The sequence below is a fragment of the Streptomyces sp. NPDC025806 genome (assembly GCF_055558275.1).
Window position 1 is genome coordinate 65198 of sequence record NZ_JBVHMU010000012.1, and the last position, 20676, is coordinate 85873.

Annotated in this window: 12 protein-coding genes; 9 read left to right on the forward strand and 3 right to left on the reverse strand. The window is 68.8% G+C overall.

All coding sequences use genetic code 11. The features are described 5' to 3' along the window. The first annotated feature begins 184 nt into the window (after positions 1 to 184). From ACZ4E1_RS26320 to ACZ4E1_RS26335, 4 genes are all read left to right on the forward strand, one after another. Positions 185 to 730 carry an AAA family ATPase gene (locus ACZ4E1_RS26320; RefSeq protein WP_467543418.1) on the forward strand — a complete coding sequence of 182 codons (546 nt, stop codon included), beginning with the start codon at positions 185 to 187 and terminating at the stop codon, positions 728 to 730. A 340-nt stretch (positions 731 to 1070) separates the two neighbouring features. Further along, complete coding sequence (locus ACZ4E1_RS26325; RefSeq protein ID WP_467543858.1) at positions 1071 to 1451, forward strand: very short patch repair endonuclease; 381 nt, start codon at positions 1071 to 1073, stop codon at positions 1449 to 1451. Between the two features lie 17 nt (positions 1452 to 1468). After that, positions 1469 to 2476, forward strand: a complete 1008-nt coding sequence (locus ACZ4E1_RS26330; RefSeq protein WP_467543861.1) for a DNA cytosine methyltransferase — start codon at positions 1469 to 1471, stop codon at positions 2474 to 2476. Further along, positions 2473 to 3900 (forward strand): DNA cytosine methyltransferase, encoded by a 1428-nt coding sequence (locus tag ACZ4E1_RS26335; protein WP_467543422.1) that lies wholly within the window; start codon positions 2473 to 2475, stop codon positions 3898 to 3900. The genes ACZ4E1_RS26330 and ACZ4E1_RS26335 overlap by 4 nt, the downstream gene beginning before the upstream one ends. Before the next feature lie 16 nt (positions 3901 to 3916). Here the strand turns inward: ACZ4E1_RS26335 and ACZ4E1_RS26340 are convergent, their stop codons facing one another. Genes ACZ4E1_RS26340 through ACZ4E1_RS26350 form a run of 3 tightly spaced genes read right to left on the reverse strand, consistent with a single transcriptional unit; the run spans position 3917 to position 7931 of the window. Continuing rightward, positions 3917 to 4795 (reverse strand): DUF6339 family protein, encoded by an 879-nt coding sequence (locus tag ACZ4E1_RS26340; RefSeq protein WP_467543426.1) that lies wholly within the window; start codon positions 4793 to 4795, stop codon positions 3917 to 3919. Beyond that, a complete protein-coding gene (locus ACZ4E1_RS26345) occupies positions 4792 to 5787 on the reverse strand; it encodes a hypothetical protein (protein ID WP_467543429.1) in 996 nt (331 codons plus the stop codon). Before ACZ4E1_RS26345 ends, ACZ4E1_RS26340 begins: the two co-directional genes overlap by 4 nt. Beyond that, positions 5784 to 7931, reverse strand: coding sequence for a helix-turn-helix transcriptional regulator (locus ACZ4E1_RS26350; RefSeq protein ID WP_467543433.1), 2148 nt, complete (start codon positions 7929 to 7931; stop codon positions 5784 to 5786). The genes ACZ4E1_RS26345 and ACZ4E1_RS26350 overlap by 4 nt, the downstream gene beginning before the upstream one ends. A 528-nt stretch (positions 7932 to 8459) precedes the next feature. Here ACZ4E1_RS26350 and ACZ4E1_RS26355 point away from each other — a divergent pair. The 5 genes from ACZ4E1_RS26355 to drmB all read left to right on the forward strand — a co-directional run bounded on the left by ACZ4E1_RS26355 (position 8460) and on the right by drmB (position 20669). After that, the gene (locus ACZ4E1_RS26355) at positions 8460 to 8726 is read left to right on the forward strand and encodes a hypothetical protein (RefSeq protein ID WP_467543437.1); all 267 of its coding nucleotides are present in this window, start codon (positions 8460 to 8462) and stop codon (positions 8724 to 8726) included. A gap of 126 nt (positions 8727 to 8852) precedes the next feature. Next, on the forward strand, positions 8853 to 13607 hold the full coding sequence (locus ACZ4E1_RS26360; RefSeq protein ID WP_467543441.1) for a DEAD/DEAH box helicase family protein: 4755 nt from the start codon (positions 8853 to 8855) through the stop codon (positions 13605 to 13607). After that, a complete protein-coding gene (locus ACZ4E1_RS26365) occupies positions 13604 to 15502 on the forward strand; it encodes a UvrD-helicase domain-containing protein (protein WP_467543444.1) in 1899 nt (632 codons plus the stop codon). Before ACZ4E1_RS26360 ends, ACZ4E1_RS26365 begins: the two co-directional genes overlap by 4 nt. Continuing rightward, positions 15499 to 18807 (forward strand): helicase-related protein, encoded by a 3309-nt coding sequence (locus ACZ4E1_RS26370; RefSeq protein WP_467543448.1) that lies wholly within the window; start codon positions 15499 to 15501, stop codon positions 18805 to 18807. Before ACZ4E1_RS26365 ends, ACZ4E1_RS26370 begins: the two co-directional genes overlap by 4 nt. Further along, on the forward strand, positions 18804 to 20669 hold the full coding sequence (gene drmB, locus ACZ4E1_RS26375) for a DrmB family protein (RefSeq protein WP_467543452.1): 1866 nt from the start codon (positions 18804 to 18806) through the stop codon (positions 20667 to 20669). Before ACZ4E1_RS26370 ends, drmB begins: the two co-directional genes overlap by 4 nt. The last annotated feature ends 7 nt before the right edge of the window (positions 20670 to 20676 follow it).

A 20676-nucleotide genomic window follows, 5' to 3' on the forward strand; every position in this document is an offset into this window, starting at 1 on the left:
CCAACACACGTACCCCACCGGCCACTTGGGCTTACTCCCGAGCGTATCGAAGCCGATACGGCCGCACGGCAAGAACGATCCGCTCACGCCCTGCGGCGCCGGCCCCGCGGTCGATATCCGGCGGCGCCCGTCCCACGCCCCTGACAGCATGGTCGCCCCCACGTAACGCCGACGGAGGTCAGCAGTGCAGGAGCTCGATGCGGCAGTCATCCTCATCACGGGCGCCATGGCGGCCGGCAAGTCCACCGTCGCCCAACTCCTCGCCGAACGCCTCCCACGGTCCGTACACCTGCGCGGCGACGCCTTCCGGCGCATGATCGTGTCCGGCCGCGAGGAGTTCCTGCCCCAGCCGAGTGCGGAGGCGACGGCCCAGCTTCGCCTGCGCCACGAGGCGACCGCCACGATCGCCGACCTGTACGCCCGCTCGGGCTGGACCGTCGTGGCCCAGGACATCGTGCTGGGCGACCACCTCACCGCGTTCCTCGACTCGGTGACCACCCGCCCCCTGTACCTGGTGGTCCTCTCCCCACCCCCCGCAACCCTCACGGCCCGCGAGTCGTCCCGCCCCAAGACGGGCTACGGCGGCCCCTGGACCCCCACCGCCCTCGACGCCGCCCTGCGCCGTGACACACCGCGAGTCGGCTTGTGGCTCGACACGTCGGCCCAGACACCGGAGGAAACGGTGGACGCGATCCTCGCGGGCCTCACCACGGCCCGCATCGCCGGCTGAGGCCACCTCCCAGCCATCTGCGGAGGTACCTCCCAAGCACCACTTCGCGCGGGTGATCGCAGGCCGTACGCTGCACCAGCACCCGTCAGGGGAAGGGCTCGGCAGACGCGGACACGAGCAAGAACGCATCCCGGGAACCCCCCGGAGGTCAGGCCACGCTGCGCTCGATCCAACGGAGACTGTCCCGAACGATCAGCCCTGGACGCTCTCGGTCCGACCCCGCCATACGTGGTTCTGGTCCCGCACCGTTCCGTACGATCGACCCCGTCAGCAACAGCTCGGCAGGCATGAGGCCCCCCAGCAAATGATCACGCCCTCCTCCCCCGGCGTATCCGCCCGCATGAAGCGCCAGGTCAGCAAGGACACCGGCGCCGAGCTGGCGGTGCGGCGCCTGCTGCACGCGGCCGGGCTCCGATATCGCGTCGAGTACCCGGTGCCGGGGATGGCCCGGCGACGGATCGACGTGGCGTTCACCCGAGCCAAGGTCGCCGTGCTGATCGACGGCTGCTTCTGGCACGGCTGCCCGCAGCACGCGACTCAGCCCAAGGCCAACGCCGAGTGGTGGCGCCAGAAGCTGGACAGGAACATGGCGCGGGACCGTGAGACAACCGAGCATCTGACGGCAGCAGGGTGGACCGTGCTGCGGTTCTGGGAGCACGAGGCCCCGGAGGACGTGGCGGCGCGGATCCGGGCCGCCGTGATACGGAGCGACGAAACATGAGCAGGGAGACGGGGAGCATGGGCGGTCTGACCTTCGTGGATGTCTGCGCGGGAGCCGGTGGTCTCGCGCTCGGCCTGGAACAGGCCGGTTTCGAGCCTCGCCTTCTCCTCGACGACGACGAGCGCGCTGCAGAGACCCTCAGGTCCAACCGCCCGCACTGGAACGTGCTGCTCAGTGACTTGCTGGACTTCGACCCGGCCGAGCACCCCGAGTCCTACGACGTGGATCTGCTCTCCGCTGGGCTCCCCCGCGTGAAGTCGAACGCGACGGTCGGTCGCCCCGATTCCGCCGAGGAGGAGCGGCTGCTGAGAGCCACCATCTTCCTGGCGCACGCGATCAAGCCGCGGGCCTTGCTCATCGACAATGTTCCCGGACTTGCCCACGCGGACGAGTACCAGCCCTTCCGGGACTTCGCACGGGCCGAACTGGCACATCTCGGCTACGAGTTCAGCTGGTTCGTCGTGGACGCCGTCGACTTCGGAGTCCCGCAGAACCGTAGGTCGGGCGTGCTCGTGGCGATCGAGCGCGGCCACGGTGACACGTTCCGCCCTCCGCTTCCCACAGTGGTCGAGCCGACGACCGTCGGCGCTGCGCTGCGGGATTCGATGAGTGCCCGGGGTTGGCCGGACGCCGCCCGCTGGGCCGCACAGGCGGACCGGCCGGCGCCGACTCTCGTCGGCGGCTCCAAGAACCGCGGCGGAGCCGATCTGGGCCCGACCGGCTCCAAGAACAAGTGGGCGACCATGGGTGTCAACGGTCACACCTTGGGCAACGAGGTGCCCGACGCCGACTTCGTCTGGGATCCCGAGCTCGGGCGGGACCACATGGTGAAGATCACGCCTGAGCAGGCGGCGGCCCTCCAGGGCTTTCCCGAGTCGTGGTCGGTCAGCGGCCCCAAGACTCCGCGCTATCGGCAGATCGGACACGCCCTGCCGCCGCCCGTCGGGCGCGCTCTGGGCCGGGCTGTGGCCGATGCGCTCAAGGGCGACCAGCACCCCTCGCGGCCGGCTAGAATTCGCCAATGACCAGCACGGCGCCTCGCACATCCGCCCTTGACGCACCATTTGGCACTGACGCGACGCCCTGCAAGCCCTTTCTCGACGCCCCCTTCGTTCTGGACCTGTTCGCCGGCCCGGGTGGACTCGACGTCGCCGCTCACGCACTCGACATCCCGAGCCTCGGCATCGAATGGGACAAAAGTGCATGTCTGACCCGCTATGCCGCTGGTCTCGACACCTTGCACGCGGATGTGAGCGCCGTGCGCAGGGAGCAGTTCGAATCGCTGCCGCCTGAGATCAACATCCTCGCCGGCGGCCCGCCCTGTCAGACGTACTCCGTGGCGGGCAGCGGGGCGGGCCGGCAAGCTCTGGACGAGGTGAAGGGCTACATCGACCGCCTGATGCACGGCGACTCGGACCAGGACATCGACAAGGCACTCGGGAATCTCAGTGACCCCCGCACCGCCCTGGTCCTGGAGCCGCTGCGGTACGCAATCCAGGCCACCCGGAGCCCGACCCGTTCGCACCGGCCGTACGACGTCATCGTGCTGGAACAGGTTCCGGCGGTCGAGGCGCTCTGGCAGCAGTACGCGAAGGTGCTGTGGGAGCAGGGCCTCCCCGACGGCACGCGGTACGAGGTCAGCGTCGGCGTCCTGGGCACCGAGCTCTACGGTGTGCCTCAGACGCGAAAGCGCGCAGTACTCGTCGCCCGGCGCGTGGGGCTGGGCCGGCCTACCCTTCCTGCTCCCACGCACAGGGCATACGAGCCCAAGAAGTGGAATCACGACGCGGTGCCGGAGCTCGAGGAAGCGCGGGTGGAAGGGCGGCAGGAGACGCTCGACGGGGATTCGGCGGCCCCCGCCGAGCTGCGGGCCTGGAGGTCGATGGGTGACGCCCTCGGCAAGCCGGCCGGTTCGCATCCTGGTCGCCCCACGCCGTTCCTCGTGCGCTCCAACTACGGGAGCTCCGGCCACCCCGGCCGCCGTGGTGTGCGCACCGACCGGCAGCCGGCGACCACCGTGACCGGACGTATCTCCCGCTTCGTCGTCTTCCAGCACCTGAACGAGGACATCGTCTACGAGGGCGACCGGTTCAGCATGAACGAAACCGGGATGCTCCAGAGTTTCCCGCCCGATTACCCCTGGTCCGGTACCGCCCAGGCCCAGCAGGTGGGAAACGCCGTACCGCCGCTGTTCGGCGCCCACCTGCTGAGTGCTGCCCTCGGGCTTCCGACGCCCTCGGCCACGCTGATGGACAGGCCTTGGACCGCGGCCACCGAGGAGCAGCGGGCCAAGCGGCGGCTCCACGGCTGCGGTGCTCCCGACGACTGCACCGACAGGTGCCCTCGCTCCGACGACAAAGCTCCGCGTCGCTCGACCCCGCCGACGACGAGCCCTCGAAAGGAAGTGCCCGCGTCGACGGAGCAGATGATGCCGCAGTACGCCCTGTGAGCGTGTCGCGGCATGCTCAGTCGGTGTTCTTCCGGCCTCGCACCGGCGCTGTCTCGAAAAGCTCCTCGAAGTACTTGGCGAGGACGGCCACAGACTCCTTGGGAGCGGGATCCTCGTCGGGCCCTTCCGGCAACTCGTCGGGGCTGACCGGCGGTGCCGACTCGACCTCGGCGATCCACCGCCGCAGCGGCTTGGGGTCGCGGGGCTCGTCCGGGGCCAGGACGTCGTAGACGATCGTCGCTCCGGCGGCGTTGATCGCGACGCTCAGGCCGTCGGCCTCCCGGCCCGTGGTGATGACGCCGTCCTTCAGGAGCTGGACCAGGGCCTGGGCCGTCGGACGATGGTCGATCAGCTCCTTCTTCAGAACGCTGTGGATGAGATCCTGATTGCTACACGCCGCCACGGCAGGCTCGTAGTCGGCGCCGTTCCTGAAGAGTTCCGCCGCCCACCACAACCGCGAGAAGCACTGCCGATCCGGAGAACCGCGGAAGCGTTCGGCGGAGACCCTCCTCACCTTCCTCTTCGCGGTCGGCTCCGACAGATGCCGCCACACCACGTAGTCGGGGGCCACCCCCACTGCGATGTGGTTCCACAGGCGCTTGTTGGCGGCCTCGCGGCGCGTCAGCCGGAGCGTGGCATGCAGACGGGGAGCGAGCCAGGCGTCCGCACGGGCCCGGTCAGCCGCGAATCGGTCCATGGCCTCTCCGACCAAGGCGCGGATCGGAGCGGTGGACCACCTGGCGTCGTCCTCGGGAAGCTGCTCCACCTTCTTGGCGAGATCGATCCCGCCGTGCACCTCCTCGCCCCTGAGCAGGCCCTCCGTGAGGAACGGGTCGGCAGCGGCGGTGTCGAGCAGCCCGAGGCGGTCAGGCACGTGGTTCGGCTTGTCGATCACGACGTCACGCTCTCTCGGTTCATCTGTTCCAGCCGACGGATGGCGTGGCTCAGGGCCTTCGTGGTGTCGGAGCGGCGCACTGCCGCGTAGTGGATACGGGTCTGCAGTTCGGCCCAGCCGGAGTCGCCGGTGCGGCGGCGATGGACCTCGCGCAGGGCGTCCTCGACATGCAGGCCGGGGAGCACGTCGGGCAGCATCTCCCGCAGCACCTCGCCCTTCCAGTCGGTGGGGAACACCGGGTCACCGCCGTCGAGTTCCAGGTCTCCGAGAGCGCTGTGGAAGACAGCACTCCAGACGTCGGTGGCCATCTGCGAGATCAGAAGATCGCTGACCTTGCTCTCCACGCCGGACCCGACGCTGTCCAGCAGGCCGAGGAACCCCTCGACGTCCGTATTCACGAAGACCGTGGGGAGGCGCGCCGAGGTGTCGACGATCCAGGGCGCGTCGGCGTAGGCGCTCAGCCACTCCCGCGCGCTCTTCTTGAACGATGCCTTCTGAACGCTGAGTTGGATGTCCCTGACCGGATCTTCGGACAGCGTGTCGACGACCCAGTTGTCCCGGCTCTCGGTGATCACACGTCCCGGAACGTCGGCGACGGTACCGGCGGCGAAGGCCGACAGTGACGCCCTCCCGGTGTGGTCGTCCCGGAGCAGCTCCACCACGCCGGACCAGTCCCGGCCGTCCTCCGTTTCACGTGCCAGCTCGACGCAGGTACGCACGTTGGTCTCGCCGTCGGTCAGCACGGCGAGGACTCGGAGATCGGACCAGGGGGCGTCCTCCGCGTCGGCGCCGGGCGGCATCGTCGCGGATACGCCGACCCGGGCACTTACCCAGCTGTCGTGGCCCGCAAGGCCGAGGGCCACGGCTCGTTCCGTGGTGGAGTAGGCGCTGGTCTCCAACCGGTCGAGTGTGCCGTCGTCGAGTCTGAGCGACACCGCCGTCACCCGGAGGGTGATCGGTCGGTTGAGGTGCTGGTACGGGTAGACCTTCACGCGTCCTCCCCCTTGCCGGTGCGGAGTTCGACGACCAGGCGGCTGAGGACCGTCCGGACGGGGTGGCTGGTGACATCGGTCGCGCCACGGAACGTGGCTCTGCGGGTACCGGGCTCAAAACGCAGAGTGCCGTCGACGACCTCGCAGCCCTCGATTCCCTCCAGCTCGGCCCACCGCAGGGTGGGACGGCCGCCGGACCGCACGTCGAGCTGGGCGATGGGAGCCATGGGAGTGATCTCGTCTCCACGAGGGATGGTCACCTCGGCGGTGATCCGCCACTCCCCCGCGTCCCCGATACGCGCCTCCAACGTGTCCAGCGCAGGCACGGCGGGTCCACTCGGCACCTTGGCCTTGGGTTTCGACTTCACTGTCAGCGCCTTCCGCAGCGCGGCTCCGCCCTCCGCACTGCCACGCTTGGGCCGGGCGACGAGATCCTTGACCGCCCGATTGACCTCGGTGGTGAGCGCGCTGATCCGTCGGTACGCGCCCGGCGACCACCTCAGGGTCAGCTCGTCGGTCTGGCCCCAGCCGTCGTGCTCGGGCGGCTCCGCAGCGCGCAGAAAGTCCTCGGCCTCCCGCGCGAAGGCAGCTGTCTCTCCGGCAGCATCCCCGAGCAGGAGTACCGCCTGGAAGGGGTTGACTCCGAGCGACAGTCCCGGCACACCGGACCTCTTGACCGTCATCCTGTTTCCGCGCAGGGAGTGGACCTGGTTCTTGCCTCCGTGGTCCTTCTCCTCCGCGTCGGTGAGCAGAAGGACGCCCTGGTGCGTGCCGAGCGAGCCGCGCGCCCCGCCGGACAACGGCAGCTTGAGCGGGATCTGCCGCATCGCGACCTGCCCGGCCTCGGTGAGTTTCTCCACCGTGGCGCCTTCGTAGTGCGCCTTCAACGCGCGGGTGCGGGCCGGCTGCTCGGCGGAGGGGTCGATCTGCTCCTCGGGCACGACGACTTCGCCGTTGCGCATGGTCCGTACGAAGACCTCCAGCAACGGAAGCCTTCCCCCACCGCCCGTCATGGCGGCCCAGAAGTCCCGGCCGAGCGCCTCCACCAAGCGGGCGTGCATGTGTTCGATATTGCGCGGGTCCATGCCCTCGTCGTCGTCCGCGTCGGTCTCGACGACAGCGGTCGCCGCCTCCAGACTCGCGACGTCGTGCGCGCCGACGACCACGAAAGAGGTTCCGGGTTCGTCATTCTCGCGGGTCAGGTGGAGTCGCTCCACCTCCGCCTCGTCGGCCCACCAGGATCGGGCGACGGCCGCGCCCGCAGTGTCCGGGTCAGGCCGCCCGAGCCAGGCGGGGCCGGCGTACGCGACACCGTTGACCTCGCGCCAGGGCAGCTCCAGACGGCCGATGACCCGTCGTTCGGTGCGGCCTTCGTGGGGTACGGACAGAGTGGAGTTGATGAGGACGAGACCGAGCGCGCTGGTGGCCCACAGCGTCGCCTTGCCCAGACCGTACGAACCACCCGCACCCGGGCCGGACTTGAGGCTTTCGAGCTGACGCCTCACGACTGCGGCGAACTTGCCGTCGTCGTAGTCGTCACCGGTGAGCCCCGAGGCGTTGTAGTCGTCGATCCGCAGCAGGACCAGCCGGCCCTGCTCGTACATGTCCCGCACACCGGCGTCCACGACGCGGCCGACCTTCTGAGTGCCGGAGGTCTCGGACACGGCCGAGTAGTGCGGGAACAGGTCCTTCCAGAGGATGGCGTCGCGGAAGTCGTCCAACGCCTCGCCGGTCAGTTCGTGCAGGGTGTAGCGGACACGGACCGGTCGGCCGTTCTCACGCAGGCGCTCGTCGAGGCTGTTCTGGCAGGTCTCGCGGGCGAGCACCTGGACGTCGGCGTCGAAGGCGAAGGCGGCCGCGTTGCCGAAGTCCCGGCCGCCGTCCGGGTATCCGGGCCGGTGATACCAGGTGACGGGCAGGCCGGTCCGTGTGTCAGTGGTGCGGGTGTGCACGGTTCCGACGTCCGTGCCGAGGGCCTTGGCGATGTCCGTCATCACCGTGGGACGCGGGGTCGACCGGCCAGTGATCCAGGCGGACACCGCGGCTCGCGTCAACCCCATCTCTTTCGCCAGCTCCGCCTGCGACTTCCCTGCGATCCTGAGCTGTCGAGCCAACCAGGGCCCGAACTCCTCGCCTGTCTCCACGCTCCGCCGCTCCTCGCTCGATCGAGACCCTGTCCGGACTGCATGCAACCGGATGGTCCCGCAGCGTAATTTGACATCACGACTACCGTCAACTGTCGTTTGACTCACCCCGACCGGAGCTCCGCCTCGGAGAGGTGAAGTTCTGTCCACATATGCCCGCTCTGCCCCCTTCGTCGCACCTCTGTAAACGGAGGCGTCACTTCCGAGGATTCTCTTCAACTCCTCGAATCCCAGGGCGAATTGAAGGTTGCGCCCGACCCTCTCCAACCGCTAGCTTTGGAAAACTCCCCTGGAGGACCTCAGACAAGAGGCTCCGGGAGAGAGCTCTGTCCACACGCCGACACCCCGGGCGTCCGCAGAATCATTTCCCCGAACCGGCAGCAATCCGCCGACAGTACGGCCACCACCCCTGGTCGACCTGGCGTCCCGTCGCACCTCGGGAAACAGTCGCCGACCCATCCGCCAGCGACAGATGAGTCGCGCCTGAAATCCATTCGGTTCCACCCGGAGAAAGAGGCGATACATTCCATGCACGACCCGAGTGATGACAATTTCATCAATTGCTCCCGGGAGCTCAGCGCGATCGAGCTGGACTGCCTGATGGAGGGCAGTCGGACCGGGGTCAAGGTGGCTCGGATCCTCGACAAGCACGACCTGCCCGAGGCATCCCTCCCGCACCACCACCCCGGCCTGGCGCAGTCGATCGAGAGCCTCCCCGAGGTCCCGGATCCCCCGACGCAGGGGGACGAGGAGCGCCCGGAGGATTGGCCTGACGCGCCCTCCAGGGACATCTGACGCCTCCCTTGGAGAGCGCGTCAGGCGAGTCCTCCCCGCTCCGCTGGGCCGGCCGCACACGTTGCGGCGGCCGGCCCGCCCCACACCGACTTTCATCGCATTTGACGCATCAGGAGCGCAGCTACCGTGCAGCCTTCAGACCAACGGGTCGTCCAGACCGTTCTCGAACAGTCCTCGCGCGTCCTTCAGACCTATTCCGTCGACCCCGGCCTCGTGGCCGAGCACGCGAACGGCGAGCGTCGAATCACTCAGGGTGGATACGGGGACCGGCAACTCTTCGAACTCGTCCAGAATGCCGCCGACGAAATTTCGTCAGCACCCGGTGGGAAAATTCATGTCGTCCTCACGGAGAAGCACCTCTACTGCGCCAACGAGGGTGACGCAGTAACCCCCGAGGGTGCCGAGACCATTCTCCGGATGAGCATGTCCAGAAAGCGAGGCGGACAGATCGGTCGTTTCGGCGTGGGCGTTAAGTCCGTGCTTGTCGTGACGGACGCACCTGAATTCTTCAGCACCTCGGGAAGTTTCGGATTCGACCGGTCCTGGTCCTACGAGAAAATCAGCGCAGTTCCGGGAGTTACCGAACGATACGGAAAGGGCTTCGACGCGCCGGTGCTGCGTATGGCCCGCCCTCTCGACATGCCGGCCGAACGAGACGCCGACCCCGTACTGAACGAACTGCTGACCTGGGCGACCACCGTGGTGCGCCTCCCCCTTCTCACCGGTGCCGACGATCGGTTGGGCCGGGACATGCACGGAGGCCGGGCCAAGGACCACGGGGAGGTCCGTGACGAATTCCCCGTCGGCTTCCAGCTGTTCTCCCCTCACGTCGGCCGCGTGGTGCTGGAGGACCGGCGCCCCCTCCCGGTGCTGCGTCGCGTCCTGACCTCTCACCGGTCGGGCGACCTGCACACCATCGACGAGACACGGACCGGGAAAGCCGTCACCAAGACGGCTTGGCGCGTGTTCACCACCACGCACGAGCCCGGCCCCGCGGCACGCGCGGACGCCGGCGAGCTCCACGACCGTGTCGCGCTCGACCTGTCCTGGGCCGTCCCGGCGCTGGTCGAGGACCCGTCGACCGGCCTCCACACCGCCAACGCCCGTGGCCGCGGGCGGTTCTGGTCCTTCTTCCCCACCAAGTACGAGATGACGCTGAGCGGGGTTCTCAACGGAGCCTGGAAGACGAACGAGGATCGGCAGAACCTGCTCGACTCATCTCCGTTCAACCAGGAGATGATCCGGGTGGCGGCAGGCCTGGTCGTCGACTCCCTCCCCTCTCTCGCCCCGGCCGCCGACCCCGCCGCATACCTTCCGCTCCTGCCCGGCCGCGTGAAGGAATCCATCAGCTGGGCCGACGAGTTCCTGACCCGCGAGATCTGGAACCGGGCCGCGAACAGTCCGTCCCTCCCCGACCAGGACGGAATTCTGCGCAACCCGGCGGACCTGAAGATGCCTCCGCGTTTCAAGGACGCGAAGGACAAGGCGAAATGGCTGAGCCTTTGGCACAACAGCCCGGGCCGGCCGTCCGATTGGCTGCACCCCAGCGCGGACGCCGATGCCCTTCGCACCGGAAAGGTCGAGCACATCCTGCTCGAACGTCGCCTCGAACGAGCCGGTGTGCGCAACTGGTTGGAGGCTCTGGTCCAGGACGGCAGCGCCGAGTCGTCCAAGGCCGCCATCAAAATCCTCGCCGCACTCGTCGAGTCGGGACGTGCGGAGGCGGACGAGGCCCGCAGGGCACGCGTCATCCTCACGGAGGAGCACGGCTTCGTCGCGCCCACGCACGGCAAGGTGTTCCGCCGTACCGAGCAGGGCGGGCTGCGCGAGTCGCTCGTGTACGTGGTCGATGCATTGTCCCAGGACGCCGACCTGGCGCACGAGCTCAACGTCCTGGGTGTCCGAGAGGCCGACGTCGAAGGTCGGTTCGCCAGCGTGCTCGACCAGGGGTTCGACCACTACGGCGACGCCGAGTGGCAGCGCTTCTGGGAACTGTTCCGCCAGGCAGGCATCAGGCAGCAGACCTTCAAGGTGCTGGAGCGGGTTCCCCACCCCCGCGAGACGCTCCGTGTCAGGACCGGCGACGGCCGGTTCCGACCGATCAAGGACTGCATGTTGCCCGGACCCGTGGTCGACATCCACCGTGACCCACGGATCGCTGTCGACACCGCGTTCCACTCGGACGACCTTCCGTTCTTCGCCCAGGTCCGTCTGACCGCGAAGCCGTCGAGCGGCGTCCGTCCGAGCACGGACGAGGAGTGGTTCCAGGAGTACCGCGAGGCCGTCCACACCTCGCACCTGCTCGGACTCGACAGCCGCGCCCCACGACCGGCCCTGTCCAGGCTCAAGGTGGAGGGTGCGCCGATCGGCGGCCCCCTGCACCTCTTCCGTTCCCTGTCGGAGCAGTCCCGGGCGAACTTCCTCAAGGCCCTTCCCGACGACGCCGTGGTGGATCACTGGACCCGCCAGTTCGGTGCGCAGGCGAACGACCGGAAGACGGTTCCTTCTCCGATCCGGTGGATGTTTCGGAAGTACGGTGTCGTCGGGACCACGCAGGGACTGAAGCCGCTGAAGGAGGCCGTCGGCCCTCAACTGGCCTCGTACCGCGACGTACTGCCGGTCGCCGACATCTCTCCGGAGAAGGCGCGCAAGCTGCATCTGCCCGTCACCGTCGAGGAGGTGCCCTCGCAGTTGTGGGAATCGCTGCTCGACGCGGTGTCGCGCAGCGAGGACGACGCCTTCGTCGGTGCCACGTATGTGATGCTCACCCGGTTCGAGGCCGACTTCCCCGCGGACGTCGAGACACGATGCCGCATCGGGGACACATGGGGCACTCGGCCCGACGGCGAGATCACGGTCGCGGTCGGTGAGGCCGAGTACCGCGTGCTGCGCGCCGAGCAGCTCCCGGCGCTGCTGGTGTCCAACGCCGCCGACGCCGCCCTCATGGTGGAGCACTGGGGCATGCTCCGCTACGCCGACGTGGTCAGCCGGGAGACGCGTGAGGTGCTCGACGGCGAGTCGGTGCCCCTCGTCGATCTCTACCCCGGGCTGCGCCAGCGTCTGAACGGCTCGAACCGCAACACCTCCGTCCAGCGCTGCAGTGAACTGGAGGAAGTGATCCGCACCCCGAAGGGCACGCGCTCGGCTCCGCTCAGGGCTGTCCGCCAGGGCGACGTCGTGAAGGTGCGCGTGCCGCTCGAGCGCGCGCCGATGCTGGCCCTGATCGACGCCGAGCTCGGTCTCGGGCTCCGCGCCGAGGGCTGCCGTGCCGTCCTGGAGCTCGAGGAGCGCATGGCTCGTGACAGCGCGATGCAGGCCGCCGTGAAGTCCGTGCGCGAGGCGCCGGACGTGGTCACCAAGATCGAGCTGCTGGTAGGCGCGGATGCTCTGCGCACGGGCCTGCCCGAGGGGCTCGTCGAGGCGGAGATGCAGGAGGGCGGCGTCGAGCCGACCCCGCACCGCATCGCGCAGATGGCGTTCAACGCTCACGGCGACGGTGTGCTGCAGCGGCACGCCCGGGACATCCAGGCACGCTTCCCGCAGGCGCCCGGTAGCTACGCAGGTGCATCGAACGCCATCGCGTTCGTCTCCGATCTGCGTCTCCCCGTGTCCTTCGCGGGCTCGCGCACGTCCCCGCCCCCCTCGGTCGAGACCATCGAAGGCCCCCGAGACTTCCCGAGCCTGCACGACTACCAGGAGGACCTGGTCCGCAACGTCACGACGATGCTCGACCACCGCACACCCCAGCGCGGCATGCTGTCTCTGCCCACCGGTGCGGGCAAGACGCGCGTGACAGCCGAGGCCGTGATTCGTTGGGTCAAGCGTTCCGAAGAGCTCACGGGGCCGCTGCTGTGGATCGCCCAGACCGAAGAACTCTGCGAACAGGCTGTCCAGAGCTGGAAGTTCGTCTGGAGCAAGGTCGGAGCGGAACGTCCCCTCATCATCAGTCGGCTGTGGGGGAGCAACGACGCCGGCAACGTCGTGGAGCACCCGCATCTCGTGGTCGCCACGGACGCCAAGCTGGAGCGCTGCCTCTCGACGGACGGCTACGACTGGCTGCGCCAGGCCTCGCTGGTGATCGTCGACGAGGCACACACCGCCGTTTCCAAGCGCTACACGGAGATCCTCGGGCAGCTGGGCCTCACGCAGTACGAGACCAAGCGTCCTCTTCTGGGCCTGACCGCCACGCCGTTCCGCAACACCAACGAGAGCGAGACGCGTCGACTGGTCGTCCGCTTCGGTGAGCGCCGTCTCGACGAGGGCATCTTCCCCACGGGCGACCCGTACCGCGATCTCCAGGAGTGGGGAATGCTCGCCCAGGTGGAACACCGCACCTTGGAGGGCGGCAGCATCGAGCTCACGCGGGAGGAGAAGAGCCACGCCGACACGATGGCCGTGCTCTCCCGGTCGGCCGAACAGAGGCTGGCCGACGACCATGCGCGCAGCCGGCGCATCGTCGACGCGGTGGCGGCGCTGGACGAGAACTGGCCGACCCTGCTTTTCGCGACATCCGTGGACCACGCCAGGTATTTGGCTGCCATGCTGAACGACTGCGGCATCCGCTCCGCTGCCGTGGACTCGACCACCAGCACCCAGGACCGCCGCAGCCGCATCGACGACTTTCGGAACGGTCGGATCCGCGTGCTCACCAACTACGGCGTCCTCACCCAGGGCTTCGACGCACCGGCGACCCGGGCCGTGATCGTGGCCAGGCCGGTCTACAGCACGAACGTGTACCAGCAGATGATCGGACGCGGCCTGCGCGGGCCGAAGAACGGCGGCAAGGACACCTGCCTGATCCTCAACGTCAGCGACAACATCACCAACTTCGACACCCAACTCGCCTTCAACCAGTTCGAACATCTCTGGAGCCGTCAGTGACCGACGCCTACCTCGACAGCCCACCGCTCACGGCCGAACAGCAGGCGGTGGTCGAACAGCCGTGGGATGCGCGAGTCCTGGTGACCGCCGGGGCCGGCGCGGGCAAGACGCACACCCTCGTGCGTCGGCTCGATGAGCTGTGCGGCCACGAGGATCCCGAGGAGGCGCTGGAGGCGTCCGAGATCCTGGTGCTGACGTTCTCCCGGGCGGCCGCACGCGAGCTTCGCGAGCGGATCGCCCGGCACGGGGAGCGGGCTCGTCGGGTGCGGGCACAGACCTTCGACGCCTGGGCGTACGGCATTGTCACGCAGGCGTACCCGGACCGGGACTGGGGCGCCACGACCTTCGACGAGCGGATCAGGGCGGCGGGTGACGCGGTCGCGGCCGGAGCACTGGAGGCGGGCGACGCCGTACCACCCGCGCATGTCATCGTCGACGAGGTGCAGGACCTCGTCGGGGAGCGGAGAGAGCTGGTCCAGACCCTGCTCGACGTCTACCAGGAAACCTGCGGCTTCACGGTGGTCGGTGACACCGCCCAGTTCGTCTACGGCTTCCAGGTCGACGACCCGACCGAGCGAGCCGAGGAGACCGGGCTCTTCCTCACCTGGCTCCGCGTCTCGTTCGCGGACGATCTCGTGGAACTGCGCTTGACCGAGAACTTCCGAGCCACCACCCCCGAGGCCCGTACCGCGCTCGCTCACGGGCCCCGGCTGCAAAAGATCCCTGACGACGAAAAGGCCATGGCTGTGTACGAGGAGCTGCGCGAGCTTCTCACCGTCCCGATGAACAGGATGGCCGGGCTCACCGACACATTCTCACTCGACAGTCTCCGCTCCTCAGCCGGCACCACCGCGATCCTCACCCGCTACAACCGCCAGGCGCTGGTCGTCTCCGGCCTGCTGCACGCGAACGGCATCGCACACCGGCTGCGGCAACCGCTGGAGGAGCGGCCCGTGCCCTACTGGGTGGCCGAGCTGCTGCGCAGGACCGAGGCTACGGGTCTGTCCGAGGAGCGGTTCCGCTCGCTCATGGCGTCGATCCCCTTGCCGTACGAACCGAACCTGGACGCCCTGTGGAGCGTGCTTCGGCGGGTCGCCCGAGGCCCGGGGCGTGGTGTGATCGACCTCGATCGGCTGCGTCGCGTGGTCGTCGACCGGCGCTTCCCGGACGAGGCGGCAGACCCGGAGACGGCACACCTCACCGTGTCCACGGCGCACCGCGCCAAGGGCCTGGAGTTCGACCGAGTGATCGTGCTCACCCCGCCGACCGTTCCCGAACTGCGCAAACAGTTCACTGACGATCTCGACATGCAGGCCGAGGCCCGGGTGTTGTACGTAGCCATGACGCGCGCCCGTGAGGACCTGTACTTCATGGACAGCCCGGGCCTGCCTTTCTTGAAGCGCGCCGAGAAGAACAGGAAGAACAGTAGGCAGTACATGGGCGGATACAAGCGGGGGCATCGGCTCGGCATCGTGGCCAGCGCCGTCGACATCAGTTCAGACACGCCCGCCGGGGACGAGAGCACCGCCGCCGACACTCAGACGTACCTCCTGGAGAAGGTCCACCCCGGCGACGAGGTCGTACTGCGGCAGCGCCACAACCTGCCGCTCGGTGAGTGGCAGAGCCCGCCGTACGCGCTCTTGCACGAGGGCCGGGAGATCGGCGAGGCCTCCGACAGATTCCGCCAGGATCTCTTCAAAGTGCTGTACCTGGGGCGCGCCCCCCGGTGGCCCAACGAGATTCACGAACTGCGCGTGGACACACTGGAGACCGTGACCGGCAGCGCCGCAGCCGGTGCGAACGCCGGCCTCGGCGACCGCGGCGTGTGGACAGCTCCACGCATCACCGGCATCGGCCGGTTCCACTGGGACGAGCAGCAGGAGCAGCACGCATGACACAGACGACCGGCCGGCACGCCGAGCACTACCGGGTACGGGACGACGAGCTGTTGGCGAGCCTGCGTCGAGAACTGCTCGGCCCCGACGCCACCTCGCCCGACCGGGACGAGGTGCTCACCCAGGAAGCGCCCATCGACCGGTATCTGTCGGGAGTCCTCTACCCGCAGTCGGCCAACGCGGCGGCCCAGGCGGCCATGGACGACGACAGCGCGCAGGACGACGGCTCCGACATGGCTCCGCTGAGCCGTAGGACGGACATCGAGGAGTCGGCCACCGCTCAGGAGATCGGCTCCGCGGGATCGCGCAAGCCGTCGTCCATGGGGCTGACCTTCGCGGTCTCCCCAGACGCCCTGGACGGAGGCCCCATCGAGGTCCGGGCCCGTGCCGCCGCCTATGTGCCGACGGACGCCGAGGGGCGGCCGGTGCCCGCGCGCCGCGCCGAGGCCCGGACCGTGGCCGACCAGGACGAACAGTGGCGCCGCAAGGAGCTGGCGCTGCAGCCCGTCCTGATCGACGTCACCACACCGAACCCGAATCTGCGCACGAATCTCGGCGACGGAGCGACCCTGCGGGCGAACATCCGCCGCCCGGATCCGGTGCACGGCACCGTGACGGTGACCGTCACGCTCGTCAACACGCACCGGATCGGCGAACGTGAGCTGCAGGACGCCTTCTCCCTCTTCCAGTGCGGGCTGACGGTCCGCGCGGCGAACGGCGCGAGTGCCTTCGTCGAGCGCCAGGCGCCCACCAGGGCCCACGATCTCGAGGTCGAGACGAGCCGACTGCTGCATCGGCACGCACCGACGTTCGCGGTGGGTCACGGCTGCGCGGCCGAGTGGGACTGGACGCCGCAGCCGATCGGCATGAGCGACTCCGTGCCGCCCGCTGTCGACGAGATCCGCAGTGAGTTCGTGCCCTCGGCCGAAGTGCTGCTCACGGACTCGAACCCGGAGATCGACACCTCAGCACTCTCTATGGTCGGACTCGCCGAGCGGTCCGGGGTGGAGGTGCTCGCCGCCCTCGGGGCGCTGGCCGAAGGCTACGAACGCTGGATCGAGAGCAAGGAGGCCGAGGCTGCCGGACTGTACCGGTCGACCAACCCGGCGGACCGGCGACTCGTGGAGCCTGCCCAGGCCCAGATCCTCGCCTGCCGTGAGGCTCTGGAGCGTATCCGCGAGGGCATCGAGCTCCTGGCGACCAAGCCCGATCTGATGCAGGCGTTCCAGCTCGCCAACCGTGCCATGGCCGAGCAGCGGGCCCGCAGTGCCTGGGTGAAGAACGGAAGGAAGGGCAGTCCCGACCCGACGACCGGCTACTGGCGTCCCTTCCAGATCGCGTTCGTCCTGCTGTGCCTGGCCGGGGTGGACGATCCGAACCACCCCGACCGTGGCACCTCCGACCTCCTGTGGTTCCCCACCGGCGGCGGCAAGACCGAGGCGTACCTCGGGCTGATCGCCCTCACCTCGTTCCTGCGTCGCATTCGCCTCGGTGCGGACGGGGGCGGTGTCACCGTGCTCATGCGGTACACCCTGCGGCTGCTCACGCTGCAGCAGTTCGAGCGGGCGGCGATCCTGCTCTGCGCGATGGAGCACATGCGCCGATCGGACCCGAGGACGCTGGGCGTCGAGGAGTTCTCACTCGGGATGTGGGTCGGACGGTCGGCCACCCCCAACACGCTCGAGGAGGCCGGAGCGAAGCTGGCGGAGCTCCGGGCCGACCTCGACAAGCGACTCGCGACGGAGAACCCGGTCCAGCTGCACGCCTGCCCGTGGTGCGGCACCCGCTTGGACGCCCGCGCGTACGAGGCGGACGAAGAGGCCAGGCGAATGTACGTCCGCTGCCCCGGGGCCGGTTGTGATTTCTCCGACGGCCTTCCCGTCCACATGGTCGACGAGGCCGTGTACGCGGCCCGGCCGACGCTGGTGATCGCCACCGTCGACAAGTTCGCGTCGATGCCCTGGCGTCCAGCGACGGCGGCCTTGTTCAACCGCGACAGGTCCGGTGACGCCACGCCACCGCCGGAGCTCGTCGTACAGGACGAACTCCATCTGATCTCCGGTCCGTTGGGTACCCTGACCGGGCTCTACGAGACGGCCGTCGACGCACTCGCCTCTCTCCCGGTCGACCCGGACAGGCCCTGGGCAGGACGCCCCAAGGTGATCGCCTCCACCGCGACCATCCGGCGCGCCGCCGAGCAGAGCAAGGGACTCTTCGACCGGAGCGTCCGGCAGTTCCCGCCGGCCGGGCTGGACTCACGTGACTCCTGGTTCGCGGTGGAGACGCCCCGCGAGGACAAGGCGAGCCGACGCTACGTGGGTCTGCTGGCCCCCGGCACCAGCCAGGCCACTCTCCTGATCCGCACCTACGCCACGCTGATGCACCGCGCGAAGCAGGCGAAGACGGACGACGAGGTGCGCGACGCTTACATCAGCCTCGTCGGCTACTTCAACAGCCTCCGGCTGTTGTCTGCCGCCGAGCTCCAGGTGCACGACGACGTCGAGTCCTACCTTGGCGTCCTCGCCGATCGCGAGGGCGTCACCCCGCGCCGCGTTGCGAACTACTCGGAGTTGACGAGCCGCATCGACGCCAGCGAGATCCCGACGACCCTCAAGCGCATCGAGAAGAGGCTCCCTGACGAGGACACCGTGGATGTCCTCCTCGCCACCAACATGATCGCGGTCGGGGTGGACATCGACCGGCTCGGCCTGATGGCCGTGATGGGACAACCTCAGACGACCGCCGAGTACATCCAGGCCACCAGCCGGGTGGGGCGCGCCCATCCGGGGCTCGTGGCGGTGATGTACAACTCCACGCGTTCCAGGGACCGTTCGCACTACGAGAGCTTCCAACACTTCCACTCGGCTCTGTACCGCGAGGTGGAGTCCACCTCGGTCACCCCGTTCTCCGCGCGCGCTCGCGAGCGCGGACTCCACGCGGTGGTCGTCGCCATGGCCCGCATCCTGATCCCGGCCGCACGGGACAACGACGCGGCGGGCAAGGTCGCCACGTACGAGCACCTGGTCCGAGGAGAGATCAAGAGTCGGCTCCTCGCTCGCGTCGCAGCCGTCACCCCCGAGGAGACGGAGAACGTGGCCGAGGACTTCGACGAGTTCGTCGACTGGTGGCGCGACGAGGCGGACACCCACGGAGGACTGCTTTTCGAGCCCCGCAAGGGCGTCCGCTCCCCCTCCCTCCTGAAGCCCTACAACGACGAAATCGAGGACAGGGAGGCATGGCGCACCCTGTGGAGCCTGCGCGACGTCGACGCCGAGTCCGCCCTGTTCATGGAGGCAACCCGATGACCCCGCCCCCTTCCCGTCGACGCCGGGCCGGCTCCGGAGACGCAGCCCCCGCCCGCAATCTCCCCCGTCGCGGAAGCATCCGCAGGGCTCAGGCGATCACCACGTACGGTGTCGGCTCGCTCGTCGCCGTCGACCACGAGTCGTTCATCGTCTCCGGCCTCGACGGTGCCGACACCAACTGGCGGCCCAACGAGTCCCCTCAGATCCACGAACGACGCCTGGCACGCCTTCTCGACGTGGCCTACTTCCGCCTTCCGCCCGCGTCGGACGACAGCAGCAAGGACGGCCTCCGGGTGCGGAGGTTCCCCCTGATGCACTCCTGCCCGGACTGCCACGAGCTGCGCCGGCACTCCGAGTTCAACTCACCCGCGGGGCGCAGCGCCTGCGGGACCTGCGAAGCGGATCTGGTCCCGTCCCGCTTCGTTGTAGCCTGCGAGGCCGGGCACATCGACGAGTTCCCGTACTGGCACTGGGTGCACCGCAGCACCGATCGGGGATCCGGCACGGCGCCCGGCGGCTGCGGCGGCACGCTGAAGATGCGTTCCACAGGGCGGAGCTCGTCCCTGCGGTCCATTCTCATCTCCTGCACGTGCGGGAAGGTGCCCGAGGTGTCGATGGAGGGCTCCTTCCGTCGGACCTCGCTCAAGGACCTGGGCCTGAGCTGCCGAGGCACCAAGCCATGGCTGGGCAGGGACGTGCCGGCGGACCCCTGCACTCTGACGGCACGCACCGTCCAGCGAGGTTCGTCGGCTGCTTGGCAGGCCGTCCTCAAATCCGCACTGTCGATCCCTCCGTGGAGTGACGGCAGTGCGGACCCCTTGGCCGAACACTGGTCTGCCCTGCGGGAGTTGGAGGGGCGTGACCAGATCGCCATCTACCTGAAAGCCCTACGCCTGAAAACTCCGATCACCGTGGACCAGGTGATGGAGCTCCTGGACGCGGAACGGGAGGAGGACCCCGAGGGGGCCGAGACACCCACGTTCGACCACCGGTACCAGGCGCTGCGCACCAAGGAGTACGAACGGCTGCGCCTGGGGAACGAAGAACGCGAGCACTCCCGCAAGGAGCAGTTCGTCTGCGAGCCCCCGCTCGGCGACACGGCACCGCTGGCCCCTCTGGGCATCACCGGCCCGATGCTGGTGAAGAAGCTCCGCGAGGTGCGCGCGCTCAAGGCCTTCACGCGGCTCGCCGATCTCGACGCCTCGAACGAGGCGCTGGAGGCGCCGCTGGCCGCCACACGCCCCAACTGGTTGCCGGCGATGGAGGTACGAGGCGAAGGTGTCTTTCTCCGCCTCGACGAGCAACGGCTGCGTTCCTGGGAGAACGACCCTGGCGTGGTCGCGCGGGCACGACAGATGCGTGAGGCGCACGAGCGGGTGATGCGTGAACGCGCGTCCGACCCGACACGGGTGCCGCCGTCCCCGGCAACCCCCCGCATGGTTCTGCTGCACACGCTGGCTCATGTGCTCGTCAACGAGTGGAGCCTGGACGCCGGATATCCTGCGGCGGCGCTGCGTGAGCGACTCTACTCGGGCTCCGACATGTCTGGGCTGCTCGTCTACACGGCGACGAGCGACTCCGAGGGAAGCCTCGGCGGCCTGGTCGCCCAGGGCGAGCCCGAGCGTCTGGCGGACTCGCTGAGGTCGGCCGTTCGGCGTGCGGAGTGGTGCTCGTCGGATCCCTTGTGCGTGGAGTCCGAGGCGTCCGGCACGGGCGGCACAAATCTCGCGGCGTGTCACGCGTGCGTGATGCTGCCCGAGACCAGTTGCGAGCACAACAACATCCTGCTCGACCGCGCTCTGCTCGTCGGCACTCCGGACACCCCGGAGGTCGGCTTCTTCGTGGACCTGCTCCAGGTCTGAGCCCCTC

Bases quoted from the DNA above. Each gene is read 5' to 3' on its own strand.
- ACZ4E1_RS26355 (WP_467543437.1), top strand. From the start codon at position 8,460: ATGCACGACCCGAGTGATGACAATTTCATCAATTGCTCCCGGGAGCTC.
- ACZ4E1_RS26335 (WP_467543422.1), top strand. From the start codon at position 2,473: ATGACCAGCACGGCGCCTCGCACATCCGCCCTTGACGCACCATTTGGC.
- ACZ4E1_RS26370 (WP_467543448.1), top strand. From the start codon at position 15,499: ATGACACAGACGACCGGCCGGCACGCCGAGCACTACCGGGTACGGGAC.
- ACZ4E1_RS26330 (WP_467543861.1), top strand. From the start codon at position 1,469: ATGGGCGGTCTGACCTTCGTGGATGTCTGCGCGGGAGCCGGTGGTCTC.
- ACZ4E1_RS26325 (WP_467543858.1), top strand. From the start codon at position 1,071: ATGAAGCGCCAGGTCAGCAAGGACACCGGCGCCGAGCTGGCGGTGCGG.
- drmB (WP_467543452.1), top strand. From the start codon at position 18,804: ATGACCCCGCCCCCTTCCCGTCGACGCCGGGCCGGCTCCGGAGACGCA.